The sequence below is a fragment of the uncultured Porphyromonas sp. genome (assembly GCF_947254915.1).
Classification (GTDB): domain Bacteria; phylum Bacteroidota; class Bacteroidia; order Bacteroidales; family Porphyromonadaceae; genus Porphyromonas.
Genome location: NZ_CAMYEZ010000021.1, coordinates 1 through 20518, shown reverse-complemented (window position 1 = coordinate 20518; position 20518 = coordinate 1). Strand labels below are relative to the sequence as shown.

Genomic DNA, 20518 nt, shown 5'->3' with positions numbered 1-20518 from the left:
TCCTGTGCGTAAGCTCTTGCGAGTGCTATCTGAGCCTCCACGAGCCCCGCCTCGGCAGCCGTCTCTAAGTGATAGAGATATTGCTCGTGACTACGCACTACGCCCAAGCCTCTCTGATACATTTGCGCTAAGAGGAGATGAGACTTCGGATGCCCTAGCTGAATCGCCATACGCAAGTAGTCGCTCGCCTCTCGGTAGTTCTTCCTTAGTCCCGTCTGCGGACTCGTCAAGTGTAGTGCCAGAGCGTACAGATCCTCCACATTTCCCCTCAGGGCTACCCTCTGGCGCAGGTAGCGCCTCAGACAGTTTTGCGCAGTCCTGTCAGAGTGTGGCTGATAGAGCTTAACTAAGTAGTCTATCGCAGGGAGCGAGTCGTGACGAGCCGCACGATGTAGCCAGTATAACCCCTCTGTCTGCAGATACTTGAGATGATCGGTCGGAGCCTCTAGCTCTTTCTGCAGAAGACTGTAAAGCTTGCCCGATCGTCTCGTATCAACGACAAGGACGAGCTGTTGCGTCATCAAGGCAAAGAGTTGCTCGCAGTCAATACCGCCAGCCACGGCACTGGTCGTCTGTGGCGAGAGTAGGTCTGAGCTAGACTCTTTGGGCTTAGAGGGCATGGATCAAGAGACGTAGAGGAGCAATCCCTTGAGATACTCCCCCTCTGGATAAAAGATGTTGATCGGATGACAGGGACTTTGCCCCAAACGCTTGAGGATACGCACCTCTCGCCCCGCCAGCGTGGCAGCCGTCATCACCGCTAGGGTAAACTCCTCCATCGTGACGGCCTGCGAGCAGCTAAAGGTGAAGAGCAGTCCACCATGGGCGATCGCTCTGAGGGCTGATTCATTCAATCGGCGGTACCCTCCCAGCCCTTGTTGCTTATGGTTGCGCTGCTTGACAAAAGCTGGTGGATCTAAGACGATCAGGTCGTAGGCTCCTGGCTCGATCGCAGAGAGATAGTCGAAAGCATCAGCCACGACCGCCTCGTGCCTCTGCTGCGTCTCTGGGTCTGACGAGAAGTTGATCGCCACACTCTCCTCGCAAAGTGAGATAGCTCGTGCAGAACTATCTATCGAGACGACGCGCTGGGCTCCCCCTCCGAGAGCATAGACGGAGAAGCCCCCCGAGTAGCAGCAGATGTTGAGGACATTGCGCCCCCGAGCGTACGACTCGACAAGATGTCGGTTGTCACGCTGGTCTACGAAGAAGCCAGTCTTCTGTCCTCGCTCCCAGTCTGGCAGGAAACTGTAACCGTACTCCTGCACCGTCCGATCATACTCCGCCGATGGCGCCTTGCCTAGGTAGCCATTTGGCATAATCCAGTCGCTAGGTGTCTGCGCTGGGAGCGTCTCAACAGACTTGTCGTAGACGTACTGCACGCCTAGCTCTGGGAGCTCGCACAGCACCTCAGCGATCAACTGACGTAGCGGGTAGAGGCTCAGCGCATGTATCTGTATCACAGCCACCTCTCGGTAGATGTCGATGACCAGCCCTGGTATGAAGTCGCTCTCGCCATAGCATAGACGCCAGCAGTTTGTCGGTCGCCCGTCTTGGCTCTGGAGGAGCGTCTTGCGAAGCTGCAGCGCTTGGCTCAGACGTGCGGTAAAAAAGGCACGCCACTCCCCTATCTCCTCCTCGCCAAAGGTCAGCATACGGACAGCTATCGTACCGCCCTCGTAAACGCCTTGACCTAGTCGCTGAGAGCCATCATGATTAAGGATAGTCACTGTCGCGCCTAGCGGTATGCTCTCCTTGCTGCGCTGCAGTGCGCCTGAGAAGACCCATGGATGGTGTCTGAGGAGAGGCTCCTCACGATGAGGCTTGAGGTATAACTGATACATAGGAGTGGTGGTAGGTTGTAGCTCTTGTGGTAAAGTCCTAGGATGGTTGCTCGGGGCAGAGTCCGAAGTGGTGCAGTAGTGGCATCGGCTCCGACTCAAGACGATGATAGATGCGGAGACAAGCGTATGCGTCTAGTGCAGCGTAGCTTTGCTGCGCAGGCGTTAGCGTAGCCGCCTCCCAGTTGCTCAGCTGAGCCCGCTTGCTAATCTTCTCAGCGAAGAGTATCGCATAGATCTTTTGCAGACCCAAGTCGTGGATACCGTAGGCAGGTGTAAGACGCTGTAGGTCTACGAAGCCCTGTGGATGTAACTCTGGTGAAAACCTCCTCAGCTGTCTCCGATCCCCGCAAAGGTCTAGCCCCACCTTGAGTATGTCCTCACGCTCCAGTAGTCCCTGCAGGCGTGGCGGGATGCCTATCTTGTTAATCCTAAAGAGGTAGCAGCAACTCTCGCTCGACAGCTGAATAAGCGCTACCGACTGACGCTCATACTTCTTAAAGACAGGCTTAGACTCTGTGTCCATACCGATTATAGCACACTGCTCTAGAGCTGCTACGGCAGGCTCCACTTGCGGGAGCGAGTCCACGACAACGATTTCACCTGTGAAGGTCGCTTTGGCTAGTTTGCCTATCTCCTCTTTAGTAATTGATGACAGCACGATTGTTTACTCTTTATATAATGTATGCTTCCTGTGGCTCAGCAGTCAGTATCTTCCTCTAGAGCTTCGCTATTCTTGTGATAGTGTAGCACGCGCAGGGCTGAGAGGAGCGCATCGCCTAGGTATGTGTCAAAAGCGTATTGCAGTATCGCAAGCGTTGCAACGAGTAGCTCTCCAGCATCCTCTCTAAGCACCAGCAAAGGCGTACCCAGCTCACGGTAGATCAGCACCAAGAGCCGTGAGAGACGCTCAGGCTGTAGCTCGCCATCCTGCGTCACACCCACTGGGTAGTGTAGGAAGAGATCCAGCTCCTCCCCCAGTAGCGCACGCACCTGCTCCTCGTAGTAGCTCACCGTCTCATCCGAGATCATCTGCGTGTAGCCCGTGAGCCACTCCTCCAGCTCCTCCGTAGAGGTAGCTGGCATCTGCAATAAGTAGCTAAAGATCTCTGGCAGATAGCCGTAGGCACGCCCTACGAAGTCCGCACGACTATACTCAGACACATGCTCTATGAGCGCACAGTAGTCCTTGCACAGCGTGAGAAAGGCGACTAGCTCCTGCGGATTGCTCTCGCTCGTTTGCTCCATATGCACTCTAATGGATCAAGACTTTACTTAGCAAAAGCACCTTCCTGGATCAGGTACTCAGCAATCTGAATGGCATTGAGCGCAGCCCCCTTCATAATCTGGTCAGCCACGCACCAGAAAGTAACACAGCCTGGCTCGGCGAGGTCAGCTCTCAGACGTCCCACATAGACTGGCTCTTGCATAGAGCAGTGTAGAGGCATCGGATAGCTACGCTTGGCGGGATCGTCCATCAGAAGTAGCCCCTTCTGCTGCGACATCGCCTCGCGCACCGCCTCCACCGTGAGTGGCTCAGCACACTTCACCCAGATAGCCTCGCTATGGGCACGCAGTACTGGGACACGCACGCAGGTGGCACTGACACGTATATCATCATTGTGCAGGATCTTGCAGGTCTCATTGTACATCTTCATCTCCTCTTTCGTATAATCATTGTCCGTAAAGATGTCAATCTGTGGAATGAGATTATATAGGAGTTGATTGCCGAAAGCCTTCGTCTGCAGGGGCTTGCCCATAGCCTGGTCACGCACCTGCCCCTCCAGCTCGAGCATCGCATCGTGACCCGCACCGCTAGCAGCTTGGTAAGTAGCCACATGCACACGCTCTATCGGACTCAGCGCATGGATCGGAGCCAGTGCCACAATCATTTGGATCGTACTACAGTTCGGGTTAGCGATGATCCTCTTGGCTGGGTGTAGCGCATCAGCGCCGTTGACCTCGGGCACAACGAGCGGCACCTCGGGATCCATACGGAAGGCACTCGAATTGTCGATCATCAGAGCGCCATGCTTCGTGATCGTGCTGGCGAAGTCTAGTGCCGTCTGTCCCCCAGCAGAGACGAAGGCGATGTCAATATCCTTGAAGTCATCGTTTTGAGCCAGGAGCTTTATCTTGTATACCTTACCACGGAAAGTGATTTCACTGCCCGCACTGCGAGACGAGCCAAAGAGTCTCAGTTCATCAATTGGGAAGTCACGGTGCTCCAAAAGACGGAGGAACTCACGCCCCACGGCACCACTGGCACCTACTATAGCTATATTCATATTATTATCCTTCTGTAGAGTTTGAATTGAGGTCTATATGACCGTAAGCTCAGAGAGTTGTCTCCAGCTCCAATGCAAAAGTACCCAATCTACAGCAATCGGCAAAAAGTCCCCACCACAGATTCTGCAAATTTGATGCATCGTAACCCTGTATTCTAGGGAGTACGCATAACGACGACCAAGGGGTCTATAGCTTGAGTTTCGTTATATAGCGCTATAGCCCCACTATATAGCTACTCCTTCATCTCTGTAGATAGCAATCTCTCCCGAGGAAATCGGAGATCTCCACCGAGGAAATGAAAACTCCCCACCGAGCGACGAAATAAAAGTTCGGAAGAATGAAATGAAACTTCGGAAGAATGAAATAAAAGTTCGGAAGAATTTCCCTGTTCCTCGCTGGAGAATTCAGAATTTCCACGGAGGAATTGTTCGATTTCCTTCATTGATACGTGGATGAACTCATCCTCATATAACGCATCAATCCTAAATCTTGGTGTGGTACTGCAAGCCCATCTCGCAAGATTGTTGTACTTTTGAGGAGTAAATAGAACATTAGCTTATACTCATAGAACTATGACAAGACTACGTACACTACTACTTTCACTCGTGGCGCTCTGCGCACTCGGTGGCACAGCGCAGGCTCAGATGCCTCTGCGTATCTACGTTGACGCAGCTCCGCTCTTTAACCTCTCACAGGCCAAGACGATCCAAGATATCTCTGAAAACAAGGTTTTCGTCGGCTACCGTCTCGGTGCCGGACTGGATGTCAACGTGGGCAAGATGATGTACATCGGCACGGGACTATCTCTTGCGATGAAGGGAAATCAGTATACAGTCCTCGACTTAATGGGGAAGAGTGGCGACGTCAAGATTTACAGCCATTATATGCAGATCCCCATCAATGTGGGTGTGCGCCTGAACGTGACTCCTCGTATCGGTTGCTCCATAGAGGCTGGTCCCTACTTTGCTTACGCTCTAGGAGCTACCGTAAGCCAAGGAAAGCTCCTAGACGAGATAAAGGATACTTATAATGTCTACAAGGATGGTATCCTCGGTATGGATAGTGCCAAGCTCAAGCGCTACGACATCGGTCTGGGAGCCAAGGCTAAAGTAACCTTCGGCTCGTGGTACGGTATGCTAGGTGCTGACTTGGGCTTCGTCGATGAACTGAAGCTTGAGAAGAACGATCCCAAGCTAGAGAAGCTTGGTCAGAAGGCTATGCGCAATACCTCCTTCTATCTCGGTGCTGGCTTTACGTTCTAAGTTCTTATGAAGAATCATAACACGCTGATTATTGTAGCGCACCCCGACATGGAGCACTCTGTCATCAACAAAGCTTGGATGGAGGCGCTCACGGGGCACGCTACGATACATAGCCTCTGTGACGCTTACCCCACAGGGACGCCTATAGATGTGGCGCATGAGCGTGCGCTCGTGGAGCGTCACGATCGTGTGATACTACAGTTTCCCCTCTACTGGTACTCCGCTCCAGCGATCCTGAAGCAGTGGACTGACGAGGTCTTTGGCGAGGGCTGGGCCTTCGGTGAGGGGGGCGATGCATGGGTTGGTCGTCAGCTCGGTGTCGCTGTCTCATGCGGTAGCGCTGAGGCAAACTTCTGCGAGGGCGCTTCTCAGCTACATACGCTAGCGACTTTCCTCACACCATATGAGGGGCTAGCAGCTTTCGCACGAGCTGACTACATAGGGCATCACGCCTTTTACGATACTTATAGCGATACGGTCGCCGAGAGGTTGCCGGCAAACTGCGAGGCGTATCTGCGCTTTGCGCTACAGTAAACAGTTAATCTAGACGTTAGCCACTTATGAGTACGATCATTGACCTACAGGGCGTCACGGTATCACGCCAGGAGCATGAACTACTACGAGACGTCACACTATCGCTCGAAGCGGGGGACTTTGCCTACCTCACGGGTCCCGTGGGAAGTGGCAAGAGTTCGCTCCTAGAGCTACTCTATGGCGAGCTGGCGCCTAAGGGAGGCGTCGCTAAGGTGCTGGACTACAACCTGCACCGCATGTCAGTACGTCAGAGACAAGCTCTGAGGCGCTTGCTGGGGATCGTCTTCCAGTCACAGGCGCAGCTCCTATATAACTACACGGTGCAGGGCAACCTAGACTTCGTCCTGCGTGCTGTGGGAGTGAAAAAGCGGGAGCAACGTGCTATACGTATCGAGGAGGCGCTAAAGCAGGTCGGCATGGAGGGCAAGCACTACAAGTACCCGCACGAGCTGAGCGGTGGAGAGGCAGAGCGTATCTGCATAGCGCGTGCCCTAGTCGTACGTCCACGACTGATCCTACTTGATGAGCCTACGACGGGACTAGACAGTGAGACGTCGCTACTGATCGGTCAGCTGATCCAGTCCCTAGCTAAGGAGGGTGTAGCAGTGCTGATGAGTACGCACAATGAGACGCTCATACAGGAACTGCCTGCTACGAGATACCATATCAACCTAGAGAGCCATACACTAGAGCGTATTGACCTACACCCTACCTCCAAACAAGTTGAGAAGACTAGCTCAGAGCCTTTTGTCAATCCTATTGAAGCAGCGCTATGATCGTACTGAAGTTTGGCGGCACCTCTGTCGGTTCACCAGATCGCATACGCTCGGTAGCGCATCTAGTGGCATGTGTACCAGGGCGCAAGACGCTGGTACTCTCGGCTATGGCAGGCACGACGAACGATCTCGTGACGCTGACGCAGCTGATTACCTCTGGCGAGCGTGACCGTGCGACCCGTCATGTGGAGATGCTCCGCAGCCGCTATATAGACAACGTGGTACCAGAGCTCTTTGCGGGGCATGAGCTACACCAGCAGCTGGCGGAAGAGGCTTTGACCCCAATCTTGGACAGTCTCCTATTACAGACGCTCAACGAGGCTTTTACCCACAACGACGAGAAGCAGATCCTCGCCTGCGGAGAGATGATGTGTACCGCTCTGATGGCGCTCACGCTACAACTCTACGAGGGGATTACACCGCACAAGCTTCAGGCGCTAGACTTTATGCGCATTACTCACGAGGGACGACCGGACATAGAGTACATCGCTCAGCGGTTGCGCCCGATGGTTGAGGAAGTGCGAGATGCGGAGGCGCTTTTTCTCACGGAGGGGTACATCTGTCGCAACGCTTTCGGCGAGGTGGACAACCTGCGTCGTGGCGGGAGTGACTACAGTGCTACACTCATTGGCGAGGCGGTCCAAGCTGAGGAGATACAGATATGGACCGACATTGACGGGCTACACAACAACGATCCGCGGGTGGTCAATATGACGTCGCCAGTGCGTCGTCTGAGCTTTGGCGAGGCAGCCGAGCTAGCACGTTGTGGTGCTAAGATATTGCACCCTGCTTGCATCGAGCCAGCAAGACGTGCGGGTATCCCAGTGAGACTGCTCAACACGCTCGACCCCTCGGCCCCTGGCACGCTCATATCTCATGTGACAAATAGAGATATGATCAAAGCGATCTCGGCAAAGGATGGGATGTGTGTCGTGACGCTTCTGCTGAAACATCTGAGCAATAGCGACGTCTCTACGGGGCAATTCCTCATTACGCTGACGGAGGCTATGCACCGTCTGCATATAGAGCCAGACATCTTGATGGCTTCGGGCGATGGCTACGTCATCGTCACGGAGGAGGACTCGGGGGCTATAGATACGTTGATTAAGGAGATGACTCCCTGGGCAGAGGGCTCCGTGCAGAGCGACCTCTCAATCCTGGCAATTGTCGGAGATATGGGTTGGCATCGCATAGGCTTTGAGGCGCGTATCCTCGAGGCGGTGGACGATGTCGCTGTACGGCTCATCTGCTACGGGACTAGCAACAACAGCATTGACCTAGTCATCGCAACGGAGGAGAAGAAGCGTGCGATGGTCTATCTCTCGGATCACCTCTTCGCTCATCTGCGTACGCCAGGACCAGAAGTACTATAATAAAGTGTAGACTGGAGACACTCGCTCTACGTTATGACCCTCAAGCAATTCATCTCGGTCTCACGACCGTACAGTTGGCCAGCCTCGCTAGCACCGATAGCCGTTGCCATCGCTTTGGCTTGGTTACAGGGCGACTCTAACTGGATCATCGGGACGCTCTGCCTTGTCGTGGGGCTGTCGGCACAATCCTTTTCGAACTGTTGCAACGACTACTACGACTTCAAGCATGGCGCTGATGGCGAGGAGCGCGTAGGCTTTATCCGTCCGCTCGCTTCGGGTCAATTGCGAGAGCGTGACATCATCGGGGTGGCTCTCTTTTGGGGGCTCATCGCAGCCGTGGCGGGGGTGACCCTTTGCCTGCTGACTAGCCCATGGCTACTACTCCTCGGGGCGCTCATCATACTCTTCGCCTGGATGTACACAGGTGGCCCCTTCCCGCTCGCTTACCTCGGGCTAGGCGACGTGGCGGTGATGACCTTCTACGGCTGGGTCGCTGTCATGACCACTTACTACCTGCTGACGGGAGCGGTCACTACACAGAGCTTTCTCGTGGCAACAGCCATGGGAGCGGTGGCGGTCAATATCCTAGTGGTCAATAATTACCGAGACTACGAGGAGGATCGCAAAAACAATAAGCGAACGAGCATCGTACGTCTCGGGCAAGAGTTCGCCCCGAAGTTTTACTTGGCCAACATACTCCTCGCATGGCTCCTCTCCATCATTGCCTTCAAGGGAAACATCTGGGGCATCGTCCTACTCCTCCCCTACCTCCTTTACGCGCTATCCGTATACCGTCAGATGATCCATGTGACAGGCAGCCAGCTCAACGCTGTGCTCAGGCGCACCTCTATGGGTGTCGTCTTGCTAGCCGTCGTACATATAGCAGCCTACCTGATTGACAGGCTGTTGCTTTAGTCAAAACATTTCTCCCTTATCCTTATGTCTTCCACAGACCTCTCCTCATATCGTCTAGACTTCCCGCTCATACAGCACTACGCCTCAGCGCAGCCTGGCTGGGTCTACCTAGACAGCGGTGCCACTACGCAAAAGCCTCAAGTGGTCATCGATGCTATCACCGAGGGCTACACACGATACAACGCCAACGTCCATCGAGGCGTCTACCAGCTCAGCCGTGAGGCGACCGATCGCCACGAAGCTGCGCGTGCCACGCTGGCACATTTCATCGGTGCGTCCGACCCTAACGAAGTAATCTTCACACGTGGCACCACCGAAGGGCTCAACCTGCTAGCCTCTACGGCTGGCGAAACGCTCGTCGGTCCCGATGACGAAGTGCTCATCACCGCCATGGAGCACCACGCTAACCTCGTGCCGTGGCAACAGCTCTGCCTACGCAAAGGAGCGCATCTGCGTGTCGCTCCGCTTCTAGAGGACGGTTCGCTGGACCTCCCCGCCTTTGAGGCGCTACTCTCCGACCGCACTAAGATAGTCTCCGTGGCGCATGTGAGCAACGTCCTCGGCACGGTCAATCCTATCGCACAGCTAGCTCGTCTGGCTCACGACAAGGGCGCCATCATCATCGTCGATGGAGCTCAGTCCGCGCCCCACATGTCGGTCAATGTGCAGGAGCTCGGTATCGACGCTTACGTCTGCTCATCTCACAAAGTGTACGGCCCCACAGGCATCGGCATCGTATGGGGACGGCGCAAGCTCCTTGAGCAGATACCGCCCTACCAGTATGGTGGCGAAATGATCGAGCACGTATCCTTTGAGGAGACCACCTTCAACGAACTGCCGTACAAGTTTGAGGCAGGCACGCCCGACTTCATCGGTTCGCACGCCTTCGCCACAGCCGTTGAGTACATCTCCGCTATCGGTCTCGACCGCATCCACGCTTACGAGACCGAGCTCCTAGAGCATCTCACGCAGATCATCAGTCAGGAGCCTTCGCTCGAGATCCTCGGTACCGCCCCTGGCAAGGGAGCCGTCGTCACCTTCATCAGCCATCAGGCACACGCTTATGACCTCGGTCTGCTCCTAGACCAGCAGGGCGTAGCACTCCGCACGGGGCATCACTGCGCCATCCCGCTCATTGAGGGTATGGGACACCACGCCACGATCAGAGCTTCCCTTGGTCTGTACAACACGCACGAGGATCTAGAGATCTTTGCGAAAGCGCTACACCGTGCGCTCACCATGCTAGGCTAAAGGTGGCTATGTCCTTACTACATCGCTACGCATCGGACGGACTCATCGAGTGCGGCTGTGACGAGGCTGGACGAGGAGCCCTCGCTGGCGACCTCTATGCGGTAGCAGTCGTCTGGCCCGACACGCTAGACCACCCGCATCTGCGAGATAGTAAGAAGCTCACCGCAAAGCAGCGCGAAGAGCTACGCCACTTCATCGAGGAGCACGCCACAGCGTGGGCCGTGGGCGTGGCAACCGTTCAGGAGATCCAGCAGATCAATATCCTCCACGCCTCTATGCTTGCTATGCAGCGTGCCATCGAAGCTTTGCCCTGCACACCCGAGCGTCTGCTCATTGACGGCAACTACTACGACCCACGCCCCGACGAGGTCGAGTACCACACCATCGTCAAGGGCGACGACCGCTACCTCGCCATTGCCGCCGCCTCTATCCTTGCCAAGACGCACCGAGACGAGTATATGACCCAGCAAGCGCAGCACTACCCGTACTACGGCTGGGCGCAAAACAAAGGTTACCCGACAGCGCAGCACCGTGAGGGGATCCGCCAGTACGGCTCCTGTCCATTACACCGACAGGGCTTTCAACTCTTGCAGCCCGAGCCCTTATTTGACCTTGAGAGATAAGTTTCGCACCTTAGGCGCACACTATAAAAGAAGACAGACACTATGACTAATCCAAGCAATCAAGCGAAGCACAAGCTGGTCATCCTCACCGGCGCTGGCGTCAGTGCCGAGAGTGGCATATCCACCTTTAGGGATAGTGACGGACTGTGGGAGAACTACCCCGTCCAGGACGTAGCCTCCATCGAAGGCTTCGTACGCAATCCTCAGTTGGTGCTAGACTTCTACAATGCTCGTCGTCGTGACTATGTAGGTTGCGAGCCCAATGCGGCACACTATGGACTGGCCGAGCTAGAGCGTCAGTACGATGTGACTGTCGTAACGCAAAATGTGGACAACCTCCACGAGCGTGCTGGCAGTAGCAAGGTAATCCACCTCCATGGCGAGTTGATGAAAAACTGCTCCGTACGCAATACGCAGAAGACTTATCCCGTCGATCCCGAGCACCCCGACCTGCATGTGGGCGATCTCGCTCCCGATGGGTCGCAGCTGAGACCTTTTATCGTATGGTTTGGCGAGGCAGTCCCTATGATCGAGCCAGCCATCCGTGAGGCAAGCCAGGCAGACATTATGGTGGTCGTCGGCACCTCGCTCAATGTCTACCCCGCCGCGAGTCTCCTCGCCTATGTTCCCAATGGCACCCCCATCTATCTCATTGATCCCAAAGAGGTCAATACGCACGGCATCGCTCATGTCACACACATTCAGAAGGTTGCCACGCAAGGGGTCAAAGAGTTGCTTGACATCTTGATGCCTCAGTCGTAATAGTCCTTTCCTCCACTCATGTCTACTCACACCATACAGCAACGCCTCTCTAGGACACTCCTCCTGCTCTCCATCCTTGTGCTGAGCCTCCTCTGCAGTTGCCACAAGCAACAGCGATACCACATATCAGGATACACCGATGCGCAGGAAGGTGCCGACCCGCCTTTGCTCAAGTTGACTCTAGACGGTAAAACCATCGACAGTTGCTTTGTGTACAAAGGGGAGTTTCACCTCAAGGGAGACTATGTGGACAGCATGGGCCAAGACATCGCTTACCTAGAGATAACTGGAGAGCAACCTATCCCAATCGTCCTCTCGACACAGCCACTCGTTATTGACTTCATCAAGCGTAGACTAATCGAGGGTGACTATCTCAATCAAGAGCTCGACCGCCTCTACGTCTCCCTCGACAGCTTGGGAGGAGACTTCAAGCGAAAGCTGGCCAACGTACCGCCTGACAGTGCGCTCTATGATGCCTTCGATCAAGGCTTTAAGTCCGCCATCGACAACTACACCGCACTGGCTAAAGACTACTGCCTGCGCCATCCCAACGACCCAGTAGGAATCATCTCCTCGCTAATGCTCCTGACGATCAACTATGAAAGCCTTCTTGAGATGGTGCCTTTCGTGCGAAACCATATGGGACCTATCGTACTAAACAATAGCGAGATAGCCTTCTACCTTCGTACCGTAGACAACTTTTACCGTACCGCTCCTGGCACCCCTATGATAGACCTTCCCCTAGAGACACTTGAGGGCGATACGACCTATCTATCCAACCAACTTGTCCCTGAATGCTATACCCTCATACACTGCTGGGCTGGCTGGTGCAAGCCTTGCTTGGACGAGATGCCCAACCTAATCAAAGCTTACAAAACCTATCATAGGCGAGGGCTTAATATGGTTGGCATATTCTTTTGGGACGAGCTATACAATCTCAAGATGCTACAGTCCGAGTACCAGATCCAGTGGACACAACTATACGAGCCAACCCCTCGTACCTCCGTCACCTACGGTATCTATAGCATCCCCGAGATTATGCTGATAGCACCCGATGGAACAATTGTCGCACGCTCCCTACGTGGTGCCGAGCTCTTCGCCACGCTTGAGTCAATCTATCGCTAGGGTATGACTGGGCTCCCTCCCATAGATCCACTCCTAGACGAGCGCATGATGCGACTAGCCCTCCAGCAGGCTCTCATAGCTTACGAAGCTGACGAAGTGCCCATCGGAGCTGTCATAGCGGTCGGCACACGCATCTTAGCAAAGAGTCATAACCAAGTCGAGCTACTCAACGACCCCACGGCCCACGCCGAGATGCTTGCCATCACGCAGGCCACTGCAGCCATCGGAGGCAAGTACCTCCCGCAGTGCACGCTCTACGTGACCGTCGAGCCCTGCCCCATGTGTATGGGTGCCTTGCGCTGGACACAGATAGGACGTATCGTCTATGGCGCTGCTGACTCCAAGGGCGGCTACATGCGCTACAGCAGTACGCTCCCCCACCCCAAGAGTGTCATCGTGGGAGGTGTCTGTGAGGAGGAGTGCCGCGAACTGATGGTCTCCTACTTCCAGCGCAAGCGCCGCTCTCGCTAACCGCCCTCCTACACAACAAGCAAATCTAAAAGCCTTGAGCGGTACGCGACGAATGCCTCTGAGCCGTCGAAGCAAAACCCCGTCAAACCTTGGTTTCACCTAGTGAAACTGGAGTTTCATACCCCTTTGGCACTAAAGTTTCATATAGGAGAAACTGGAGTTTCATCTAGGAGAAACTATTCGCATCAGGGCTAACGCATGACACGGGATGTCTTCATCTACATCGCTATCAAGGAAATCGCAAGATTCCTCGGTGGAGAGTTTGGATTATCCAGTGAGAAACGAAGTAATTCTTCGGAACTTTGGTTTCTTTCTTCCGAACTTTCATTTCATTCTTCCGAACTTTTATTTCGGCCTTCCGTGGGGAATTTTCGTTTGCTCCCTGGAGCTTGCCGATCTCCTCAGGAGAGATAGAAGTCAGCGGGGACGACAACCCCTGAGGCGCTGTTTCTAGTGGATCAATGTGGCGGGAGCGTGAGTAGCCGATGAGGCTCTTACTGAGGATCTAGGCTATAGATCGAGTCGGGATAGGTGGCCTCGACGAAGAAGAGTGCACGAGCTGGCGCTGCCGAGCCGGCTAGCGTGCGGTCTTCTCTCTGGATCAGCTCTGCGATAGAGTCTGGTATGCGCTGTCCGTAGCCCACCTCGAGGAGCGTCCCGACCATCGTACGCACCATGCCGTGGAGGAAGCGATTGGCACACACCTCGTAGCGCATCGCATCCCAGAGACCAGGCATCTCTACCTGCTCCCAATGCGCTGTATAGACGGTACAGCGATTGTGCTTCGTCTGCGTGTGTAGCTTGCTAAAGGAGGTGAAGTCGTGCTCACCGATGAAGTGACGACAAGCTTCGTTCATCAGCTCCATATCGGGGAGCGTGCGTCGCTCCCAGCAGTAGTCACCCCAGAAGGGGTTGCTACAAGCCGAGATGTAGTAGTGATACCTTCGTGAGGTAGCGTCAAAGCGGGCGTGAGCCGTCGGGATGACGGGTGTGACAGAGCGAACGGATATGCCACCACGCAGGATGCCACACAAGCCTCTCTGTATCTGTGCTAGCGGTGGGTGCGGGATCGGAAGATCGGCATGCGCCATCATACTGTAGGCGTGTACTCCAGCGTCTGTGCGACCAGCTCCCGTGACCGAGATCGGCTGGCGAAAGAGTATGGATAGGGCGCGCTCTAGCTCAGACTGCACCGAGACACCACGGGGCTGTACCTGCCAGCCACAGTAGTTGGTGCCGTCGTAAGCTACCTCGAGGAATACTCGCTGTACGGGTGCCTCCATGGCTTTTGAGGGTGGGGAGCTATCAAGACTTAGAGGCTGCACTACGCTTAGGCGCTGCCTTCTTGGCAGTGGTAGTCGCCTTCTTCGTTGTAGTCTTCTTCGTCGTGGTACGTCCCTTCTTCGGGGTCTCTTTGTCTTGCTCAGCGATGATGGCGACGACCTCGGCGTATGTCAGCTTCGTGGGGTCAACTTTCTGCTCCTTGGTGAGCTTGTAGTTCTTCTTGCCCGCCTTAATGTAAGCGCCCCAACGTCCGTCACGGATCGCAATGTCGGGGTCCTCGGGGAAGCTCTTGAGCAGACTGGCAGCGTCCTTGCGACGCTTCTCCTCGATCAGCTCGATTGCCTCCTGGAGCGTTATCTCCTCGGGCGTCAGGCCACTGCTCTTGGGAATTGAGGTGAAGGCGCCTTTGTGCCGTAGATAAGGGCCAAAGCGACCAACAGCCGCGACCACAGCCCCTCCCTCAAACTCACCGACCGTGCGGGGCAGGTCAAAGAGCTTCAGCGCCTCCTCTAGCGTGATGGTCTCTATGAGCAGATTGCTGGGGATACTGGCGAAGCGTGGCTTCAGGCGCTCCCGCTCCGCCTCGGGCAGATCATTGTCAGGTGCCTCTCCGATCTGTACCATCGGACCGTAGCGACCGATGCGCGCGATAACTGGTTTGCCACTGACGGGATCGGTGCCGAGCAGACGCTCGCCTGTATAGCGCTTGGCACCTGACTGGCTTTGCTCCTCGATCATCGGGTGGAACTTATCGTAAAACGTTCCAATCAGATCCTGCCACTGAGCCTCGCCCTCGGCAACTTTGTCAAAGCGCTCCTCGACATCGGCCGTGAAGTTGTAGTCCACGACACGGGAGAAGTTTTCCATCAGGAAGTCGGTCACCACAATGCCCATATCAGTGGGGACCAGCCGTCCACGGTCGCCACCGTAGCGCTCCTTCTGCCGGTGCGACTTTATAGTTGTATTTCCTGCACTATGCTGCCAGCTGAGATATAGCACATCGCGACTCTCGCCTTGGCTCTCGCCACGACGAACGTAATCTCGGTTTTGGATCGTCTGAATCGTCGGTGCGTAAGTAGACGGGCGACCAATGCCTAGCTCCTCCATCTTGCGAACGAGGGATGCTTCGGTGTAGCGGGGCTTGGGCTTGGTAAAGGATTGGCGCCCCTCTATCTCTCGTAGCTGTAGCGCATCGCCCTCCTTCAGCTTGGGAAGCTCATTGCTACTAGTATCCTCCTCGTCATCACGGCTCTCTGTGTAAGCGCTGATGAAGCCGTCGAAGACGATTACCTCGCCACGAGCCTCTAGACGTACGGGCTCTGCACCCTGCGAAGCGATCTGTGCGATCGTCCGCTCGATGCGTGCATCGGCCATCTGACTAGCGAGCGTGCGCTTGCGGATGAGATCGTAGAGGGCTTGCTCCTGCTTGGTCCCTTGTATCGTGGCGTTGCGCAGATAGGTAGGGCGAATAGCTTCGTGCGCCTCCTGCGCCCCTTTGCTCTTAACGTGGTAATGTCGGCGCTGATAGTAGCCGGCGCCCCACTGCTCTAGGATTACTGTCTCGGCATCGTGGAGTGCGAGGCTGGAGAGATTGACCGAGTCGGTACGCATGTAAGTGATGAGACCTCGCTCGTAAAGAGCTTGCGCCACACGCATCGTGTTGGAGACGCTCATACCGAGCTTGCGAGAAGCCTCCTGCTGGAGCGTACTCGTGGTGAATGGTGCCGATGGAGAGCGACGCCCAGGCTTCTGCTCAACCTGCTGCACGGCAAAGGTGGACTGACTATCAATAGCTCGCTGCATGAGTTGGCGAGCAGCTTCCTCAGAGGGGAGGTTGTCAGGGAGTGTCGCAGTAAAGGTTTCTCCGCCCTTGGTCTCTAGGCGAGATGAGATGGCAAAAGAAGTCTCGGGCTGGAAGGCCAGTATCTCGCGCTCCCGCTCTACGATGAGACGCACGGCGACGCTCTGCACACGTCCAGCCGAGAGCGAGGGACCGACACGTCGCCAGAGGACTGGCGAGAGCTCAAAGCCTACGATACGATCTAGGACACGACGCGCCTGCTGGGCATCTACGAGGTTTTCGTTGATCGAGCGTGGGTTCTGTATGGCGTGCTGTATGGCGCTCTTGGTAATCTCGTGGAATGCGATACGGTGTGTCTCCTTGTTCTGTAGGTCTAGCACATGATAAAGGTGCCAAGCGATCGCCTCTCCCTCGCGGTCTTCATCGGATGCGAGCCAGACGACGTCACTCGCCTTAGCCGCTTTGCGAAGCTCCGATACGAGACGCTGCTTGTCTGCGGGGATCTCATAGATGGGTGCGAAGTGATGCTCCACGTCTACACTAAAGCTGCTCGGCTTGAGGTCACGTATGTGTCCATAGCTCGAGAGCACTTTGTAATCAGCTCCGAGGAATTTGCCAATCGTCTTCGCCTTTGCGGGGGACTCTACTATTACTAAGTTCTTCTGCTTTGCCATATTCTCACGCTATCTGAGACCGTTGCCTCAGTCTCAATCGGTGCAAAGGTACTCTTTTATAAGGAAACGAACGCTTTAGCGGTAAAAGCTCAACATCTGATCGGGGAAAGGCTTTAGACACAAAGCCCAAGTTTCACGGCAAAAATGAATTTCGAGGCGTTTGCTCCGATCTTTGATGAAACTAGATTGGTAACTCGCTGAGTTTCAGATGGAGTTCTTCGGGGTGCGGGGCTGACTCCGATTTGTAGGGCACTTTTGGTTGAAATATTTGTCGTTACTTTGTAGCCTCCTACCATAGATAGACAATGCAAAGGTAATATAGCAAGCTATAGAGCCACGCACTCTAGTGTATTCAATGTCTGTCTGTAACTTGTAAATGTTTCAGCAAGGTACAAAGAAGCGCAATACAATAACTAACTCAAATCTGTAGGACACAAAGTCCATAACTCAAACGTCACAGTCCGCATCCAGCAACCATTACATATTCCCTCCCGTGAAACTTGGGAAAGGGAAAGTCTTTGGACACAAAGGGAAGGCGTCCGTCAATCTAACGAGTAGATCGGCGGACGCCTTGACATTATATTCTATAGTGTGTGCGGGTCTCCCTAGATTAGTTGACCTTGCTCAGACTATTCATACCGCGCTTGATAGCCTCCTCGTTGAGGGGGATCAACTTGTGGTGACGCTCAGGCAGAGACTTCTTAAGTCCTGCGATGATGCTCTCGAGCTTTAGCATAGGAGCAGCCTTGAGCATACCACCGAGTATGATCATATTGAAGATCTTGTCATTACCCATCTCCATACTCTGCTCCGTAGCGGGGACCTCGTAGATGTTGATGTCCTTGCGATCAGACTTGTGCTGGATGAGAGCTGGGTCGTAGATCAGGATACCGCCCTTCTTGACACGAGGACCGAACTTGTCGAGTGATGGTTGGTTGAGCACGATGACGACATCATACTCGTTGACAACGGGTGAGCTGACAGGCTCATCGCTTACGATGACCGTGACGTTACTTGTACCACCACGCTGCTCAGGACCGTAAGAAGGCATCCAGGATACCTCCTTGTTCTCCATAATACCAGAGTAAGCAATGATCTTACCCATAGAGAGTACGCCCTGACCTCCGAAGCCAGATATAACTATTTCGTAATTCATAGTTGTTCCTTTCGTCTGATTAGATTTTCATTGTAACCACCTCGTCGTTGCTACCCTTAGACTCGACATCCTTGATGTCACCGAGAGCGTACTTGTCGACCATAAACTTCGACATCCACTCATTAGCCTTAGCAGGAGTCATCTTCCAGCCCGTATTGCAGGTTGAGACAAACTCAACGACGCTGGTACCCTTGCCTGCGAGTGAGTTCTCAAAAGCCTTGCGTAGCGCCTTCTTAGCCTTGCGAACAGCACCAGCCGTGTGTACACTCTGACGTGTGACGTAGCAAGTACCGTCTAGCTCAGAGAGGATCTTAGAGATAACGAGTGGGTAGCCGTTGAGCTCAGGTGTACGACCATCAGGGCAGGTGACAGTCTTCATACCGAGTAGTGTGGTAGGAGCCATCTGACCACCAGTCATACCGTAGATACCATTGTTGATGAAGATGATGACGATGTTCTCACCACGGTTTGCAGCGTGGATCGTCTCAGCGGTACCGATAGCAGCTAGGTCACCATCACCCTGATAGGTGAAGACGAGCTTATTAGGGTATAGACGCTTGATAGCAGTAGCTACAGCGGGCGCACGTCCGTGAGCAGCCTCCTGCCAGTCAATGTCTATATAGTTGTATGCGAAGACGGAGCAGCCCACAGGAGCTATACCGACGGCCTGGTCGCCCATGCCCATCTCCTCGAGGACCTCTGCAACCAGCTTGTGCACGACACCGTGGCTACAGCCAGGGCAGTAGTGCATCGTATTATTATTGAGCAGACTTGGCTTCTGATATACCAAGTTCTCTGGTTTGGTTATATCCTTTATATCCATGATATTCGTTGTCTATTACTGGTTATTGATAAGAGGGTAAGCTTACTTGACGAGCTTCGTACGCAGAGCGTTGAGGACCTCATCTGGAGAGAATAGCATACCACCCATACGTCCGAAGTGCTCTACAGGGCAACGGCCGTTGACGGCTAGTCTGACATCCTCAACCATCTGACCAGCGTTGAGCTCGACAGAGAGGAAGCCCTTGACACCACGCTCAGCGAGCTTGGAGATCACCTCGTATGGATAAGGCCATAGCGTGATAGGACGTACGAGACCTACCTTGAGCCCCTCTTGGCGAGCCACCTGAACGACCTTCTGGCAGATACGTGCAGAAGAGCCAAAAGCTACGAGTACGTAGTCAGCATCCTCCGTCATCGTCTCCTCGTAGCGGATCTCGTTCTCCTCAATCTTGCGATACTTCTCCTGGAAGCGTAGGTTGTTTTGCTCCATCACAGCTGAGTCTAGCTCAAGAGATGTGATGATAGCGCGCTTGTCAGGTGTATGACCTGTAGTAGCCCAAGGACAGCTAGCAGCGATCTCCTCATCCGTGTGACGAGGCTTCTGATCGGGTAGTACCACCTTCTCCATCATCTGTCCGATGATACCATCGCTAAGCATCATGACGGGGTTGCGATACTTAAATGCTAGATCCATACCGAGACCTACGAAGTCTACCATCTCCTGTACAGAGTAAGGAGCTAGTACGATGAGGCGGTAGTCACCGTGACCACCACCCTTAGTGGTCTGGAAGTAGTCAGCCTGACTTGGCTGGATCGTACCTAGACCAGGACCACCACGCATGACGTTGACAATCAGAGTAGGTAGCTCTGCACCAGCGATGTAGCTGATACCCTCAGCCATAAGGCTGATACCAGGGCTAGAGGAGGAAGTCATAACACGCTTACCAGCGCCAGCGCCTCCGTATACCATGTTGATAGAAGAGACCTCGCTCTCAGCCTGCAGGACGACCATGCCAGTCTTCTCCCAAGGGCGTAGTGACATAAGAGTCTCGAGGACCTCAGACTGAGGTGTGATAGGATATCCGAAATAGCCATCCAGTCCGTTGAGGATTGCCGAGTGTGCCAGGGCCTCGTTGCCCTTCATCAGTTTTACTTCTGCCATGATAGCTATTAGGATTAAAGGGTTACTTTATAGACGCTGATACAACCGTCGGGACAAACCACGCCACAGTTTGCGCAGCCAATGCACGTTTCGGGGCTACTCATATAGCAGTAGTGATACCCCTTATCGTTCACCTCATCAGGGTGAAGCGAGATACTCGTAGTAGGGCACGCTACAACGCAGAGGTTGCACCCCTTGCAGCGCTGCTCGTTGACTACGATTGCTCCTCTAAATTTTGCCATGTGTAGTACTTTATAGATTGTTGTACCCCCCTCTCATCTCAACGGATAAAGGTGGAGTACCGTGATACAATTAGTTCTTCGCCCTCAAAGTTACGAATAATATTTTGAATACCTACCATTAGGTAGAGAAAAAGATTGTTCGTACATTCCACCCGCTAATGCAATTTCTCAAGAATGATGTTTTTGATGACTTC

Annotated in this window: 20 protein-coding genes and 1 pseudogene; 10 read left to right on the top strand and 11 right to left on the bottom strand. The window is 54.1% G+C overall.

Annotation, left to right across the window (positions count from 1 at the left end):
• From Q0X57_RS02610 to Q0X57_RS02590, 5 genes and pseudogenes are all read right to left on the bottom strand, one after another.
• Positions 1-620 (bottom strand): annotated as a pseudogene (locus Q0X57_RS02610) (sel1 repeat family protein); the annotation flags it as partial.
• 3 nt (positions 621-623) lie between these two features.
• Positions 624-1844 carry a class I SAM-dependent rRNA methyltransferase gene (locus tag Q0X57_RS02605; RefSeq protein WP_297727203.1) on the bottom strand — a complete coding sequence of 407 codons (1221 nt, stop codon included), beginning with the start codon at positions 1842-1844 and terminating at the stop codon, positions 624-626.
• Positions 1845-1881: 37 nt separating this feature from the next.
• Positions 1882-2502 (bottom strand): 3'-5' exonuclease, encoded by a 621-nt coding sequence (locus tag Q0X57_RS02600; protein WP_297727200.1) that lies wholly within the window; start codon positions 2500-2502, stop codon positions 1882-1884.
• A gap of 38 nt (positions 2503-2540) precedes the next feature.
• On the bottom strand, positions 2541-3089 hold the full coding sequence (locus Q0X57_RS02595) for a DUF5063 domain-containing protein (protein WP_297727197.1): 549 nt from the start codon (positions 3087-3089) through the stop codon (positions 2541-2543).
• Between the two features lie 23 nt (positions 3090-3112).
• On the bottom strand, positions 3113-4129 hold the full coding sequence (locus Q0X57_RS02590) for an aspartate-semialdehyde dehydrogenase (RefSeq protein ID WP_297727194.1): 1017 nt from the start codon (positions 4127-4129) through the stop codon (positions 3113-3115).
• A gap of 573 nt (positions 4130-4702) precedes the next feature.
• Here Q0X57_RS02590 and Q0X57_RS02585 point away from each other — a divergent pair.
• From Q0X57_RS02585 to Q0X57_RS02540, 10 genes are read left to right on the top strand one after another with little or no spacing between them, the layout of a single operon-like run.
• Positions 4703-5392, top strand: coding sequence for an outer membrane beta-barrel protein (locus Q0X57_RS02585; RefSeq protein ID WP_297727191.1), 690 nt, complete (start codon positions 4703-4705; stop codon positions 5390-5392).
• Between the two features lie 6 nt (positions 5393-5398).
• Positions 5399-5926: an NAD(P)H-dependent oxidoreductase gene (locus Q0X57_RS02580; RefSeq protein WP_297727188.1), complete on the top strand. Its 528-nt coding sequence runs from the start codon at positions 5399-5401 to the stop codon at positions 5924-5926.
• A gap of 26 nt (positions 5927-5952) precedes the next feature.
• Positions 5953-6702 (top strand): ATP-binding cassette domain-containing protein, encoded by a 750-nt coding sequence (locus Q0X57_RS02575; RefSeq protein WP_297727185.1) that lies wholly within the window; start codon positions 5953-5955, stop codon positions 6700-6702.
• On the top strand, positions 6699-8075 hold the full coding sequence (locus Q0X57_RS02570; RefSeq protein ID WP_297727182.1) for an aspartate kinase: 1377 nt from the start codon (positions 6699-6701) through the stop codon (positions 8073-8075). Before Q0X57_RS02575 ends, Q0X57_RS02570 begins: the two co-directional genes overlap by 4 nt.
• Before the next feature lie 33 nt (positions 8076-8108).
• The gene (gene menA / locus Q0X57_RS02565) at positions 8109-8990 is read left to right on the top strand and encodes a 1,4-dihydroxy-2-naphthoate octaprenyltransferase (RefSeq protein WP_297727179.1); all 882 of its coding nucleotides are present in this window, start codon (positions 8109-8111) and stop codon (positions 8988-8990) included.
• A 24-nt stretch (positions 8991-9014) separates the two neighbouring features.
• A complete protein-coding gene (locus Q0X57_RS02560; RefSeq protein WP_297727176.1) occupies positions 9015-10241 on the top strand; it encodes a cysteine desulfurase in 1227 nt (408 codons plus the stop codon).
• An 8-nt stretch (positions 10242-10249) separates the two neighbouring features.
• Complete coding sequence (locus Q0X57_RS02555; protein ID WP_297727173.1) at positions 10250-10864, top strand: ribonuclease HII; 615 nt, start codon at positions 10250-10252, stop codon at positions 10862-10864.
• A gap of 42 nt (positions 10865-10906) precedes the next feature.
• Positions 10907-11626 carry an NAD-dependent deacylase gene (locus Q0X57_RS02550; protein ID WP_297727170.1) on the top strand — a complete coding sequence of 240 codons (720 nt, stop codon included), beginning with the start codon at positions 10907-10909 and terminating at the stop codon, positions 11624-11626.
• 18 nt (positions 11627-11644) lie between these two features.
• On the top strand, positions 11645-12751 hold the full coding sequence (locus Q0X57_RS02545; protein WP_297727168.1) for a TlpA disulfide reductase family protein: 1107 nt from the start codon (positions 11645-11647) through the stop codon (positions 12749-12751).
• 3 nt (positions 12752-12754) lie between these two features.
• Positions 12755-13222 (top strand): nucleoside deaminase, encoded by a 468-nt coding sequence (locus Q0X57_RS02540; protein WP_297727165.1) that lies wholly within the window; start codon positions 12755-12757, stop codon positions 13220-13222.
• Between the two features lie 494 nt (positions 13223-13716).
• Here Q0X57_RS02540 and truA read toward each other — a convergent pair whose 3' ends face one another.
• From truA to Q0X57_RS02510, 6 genes are all read right to left on the bottom strand, one after another.
• The gene (gene truA / locus Q0X57_RS02535; protein ID WP_297727163.1) at positions 13717-14505 is read right to left on the bottom strand and encodes a tRNA pseudouridine(38-40) synthase TruA; all 789 of its coding nucleotides are present in this window, start codon (positions 14503-14505) and stop codon (positions 13717-13719) included.
• Between the two features lie 22 nt (positions 14506-14527).
• A complete protein-coding gene (gene topA, locus Q0X57_RS02530) occupies positions 14528-16981 on the bottom strand; it encodes a type I DNA topoisomerase (RefSeq protein WP_297727161.1) in 2454 nt (817 codons plus the stop codon).
• A gap of 610 nt (positions 16982-17591) precedes the next feature.
• Positions 17592-18137, bottom strand: a complete 546-nt coding sequence (locus Q0X57_RS02525; RefSeq protein ID WP_007365513.1) for a 2-oxoacid:acceptor oxidoreductase family protein — start codon at positions 18135-18137, stop codon at positions 17592-17594.
• Between the two features lie 19 nt (positions 18138-18156).
• Positions 18157-18960: a thiamine pyrophosphate-dependent enzyme gene (locus Q0X57_RS02520; protein ID WP_007365492.1), complete on the bottom strand. Its 804-nt coding sequence runs from the start codon at positions 18958-18960 to the stop codon at positions 18157-18159.
• Positions 18961-19002: 42 nt separating this feature from the next.
• Positions 19003-20082: a 3-methyl-2-oxobutanoate dehydrogenase subunit VorB gene (locus tag Q0X57_RS02515; protein WP_007365497.1), complete on the bottom strand. Its 1080-nt coding sequence runs from the start codon at positions 20080-20082 to the stop codon at positions 19003-19005.
• Between the two features lie 14 nt (positions 20083-20096).
• Positions 20097-20324, bottom strand: coding sequence for a 4Fe-4S binding protein (locus Q0X57_RS02510; RefSeq protein WP_004331567.1), 228 nt, complete (start codon positions 20322-20324; stop codon positions 20097-20099).
• Between the last annotated feature and the right edge of the window lie 194 nt (positions 20325-20518).

Bases quoted from the DNA above. Each gene is read 5' to 3' on its own strand.
- Q0X57_RS02550 (WP_297727170.1), top strand. From the start codon at position 10,907: ATGACTAATCCAAGCAATCAAGCGAAGCACAAGCTGGTCATCCTCACC.
- Q0X57_RS02515 (WP_007365497.1), bottom strand. From the start codon at position 20,082: ATGGCAGAAGTAAAACTGATGAAGGGCAACGAGGCCCTGGCACACTCG.
- Q0X57_RS02560 (WP_297727176.1), top strand. From the start codon at position 9,015: ATGTCTTCCACAGACCTCTCCTCATATCGTCTAGACTTCCCGCTCATA.
- Q0X57_RS02545 (WP_297727168.1), top strand. From the start codon at position 11,645: ATGTCTACTCACACCATACAGCAACGCCTCTCTAGGACACTCCTCCTG.
- Q0X57_RS02575 (WP_297727185.1), top strand. From the start codon at position 5,953: ATGAGTACGATCATTGACCTACAGGGCGTCACGGTATCACGCCAGGAG.
- truA (WP_297727163.1), bottom strand. From the start codon at position 14,505: ATGGAGGCACCCGTACAGCGAGTATTCCTCGAGGTAGCTTACGACGGC.
- Q0X57_RS02570 (WP_297727182.1), top strand. From the start codon at position 6,699: ATGATCGTACTGAAGTTTGGCGGCACCTCTGTCGGTTCACCAGATCGC.
- topA (WP_297727161.1), bottom strand. From the start codon at position 16,981: ATGGCAAAGCAGAAGAACTTAGTAATAGTAGAGTCCCCCGCAAAGGCG.
- Q0X57_RS02595 (WP_297727197.1), bottom strand. From the start codon at position 3,089: ATGGAGCAAACGAGCGAGAGCAATCCGCAGGAGCTAGTCGCCTTTCTC.
- Q0X57_RS02580 (WP_297727188.1), top strand. From the start codon at position 5,399: ATGAAGAATCATAACACGCTGATTATTGTAGCGCACCCCGACATGGAG.
- Q0X57_RS02605 (WP_297727203.1), bottom strand. From the start codon at position 1,844: ATGTATCAGTTATACCTCAAGCCTCATCGTGAGGAGCCTCTCCTCAGA.
- Q0X57_RS02585 (WP_297727191.1), top strand. From the start codon at position 4,703: ATGACAAGACTACGTACACTACTACTTTCACTCGTGGCGCTCTGCGCA.
- Q0X57_RS02525 (WP_007365513.1), bottom strand. From the start codon at position 18,137: ATGAATTACGAAATAGTTATATCTGGCTTCGGAGGTCAGGGCGTACTC.
- Q0X57_RS02540 (WP_297727165.1), top strand. From the start codon at position 12,755: ATGACTGGGCTCCCTCCCATAGATCCACTCCTAGACGAGCGCATGATG.
- Q0X57_RS02590 (WP_297727194.1), bottom strand. From the start codon at position 4,129: ATGAATATAGCTATAGTAGGTGCCAGTGGTGCCGTGGGGCGTGAGTTC.
- Q0X57_RS02510 (WP_004331567.1), bottom strand. From the start codon at position 20,324: ATGGCAAAATTTAGAGGAGCAATCGTAGTCAACGAGCAGCGCTGCAAG.
- Q0X57_RS02555 (WP_297727173.1), top strand. From the start codon at position 10,250: ATGTCCTTACTACATCGCTACGCATCGGACGGACTCATCGAGTGCGGC.
- Q0X57_RS02520 (WP_007365492.1), bottom strand. From the start codon at position 18,960: ATGGATATAAAGGATATAACCAAACCAGAGAACTTGGTATATCAGAAG.
- menA (WP_297727179.1), top strand. From the start codon at position 8,109: ATGACCCTCAAGCAATTCATCTCGGTCTCACGACCGTACAGTTGGCCA.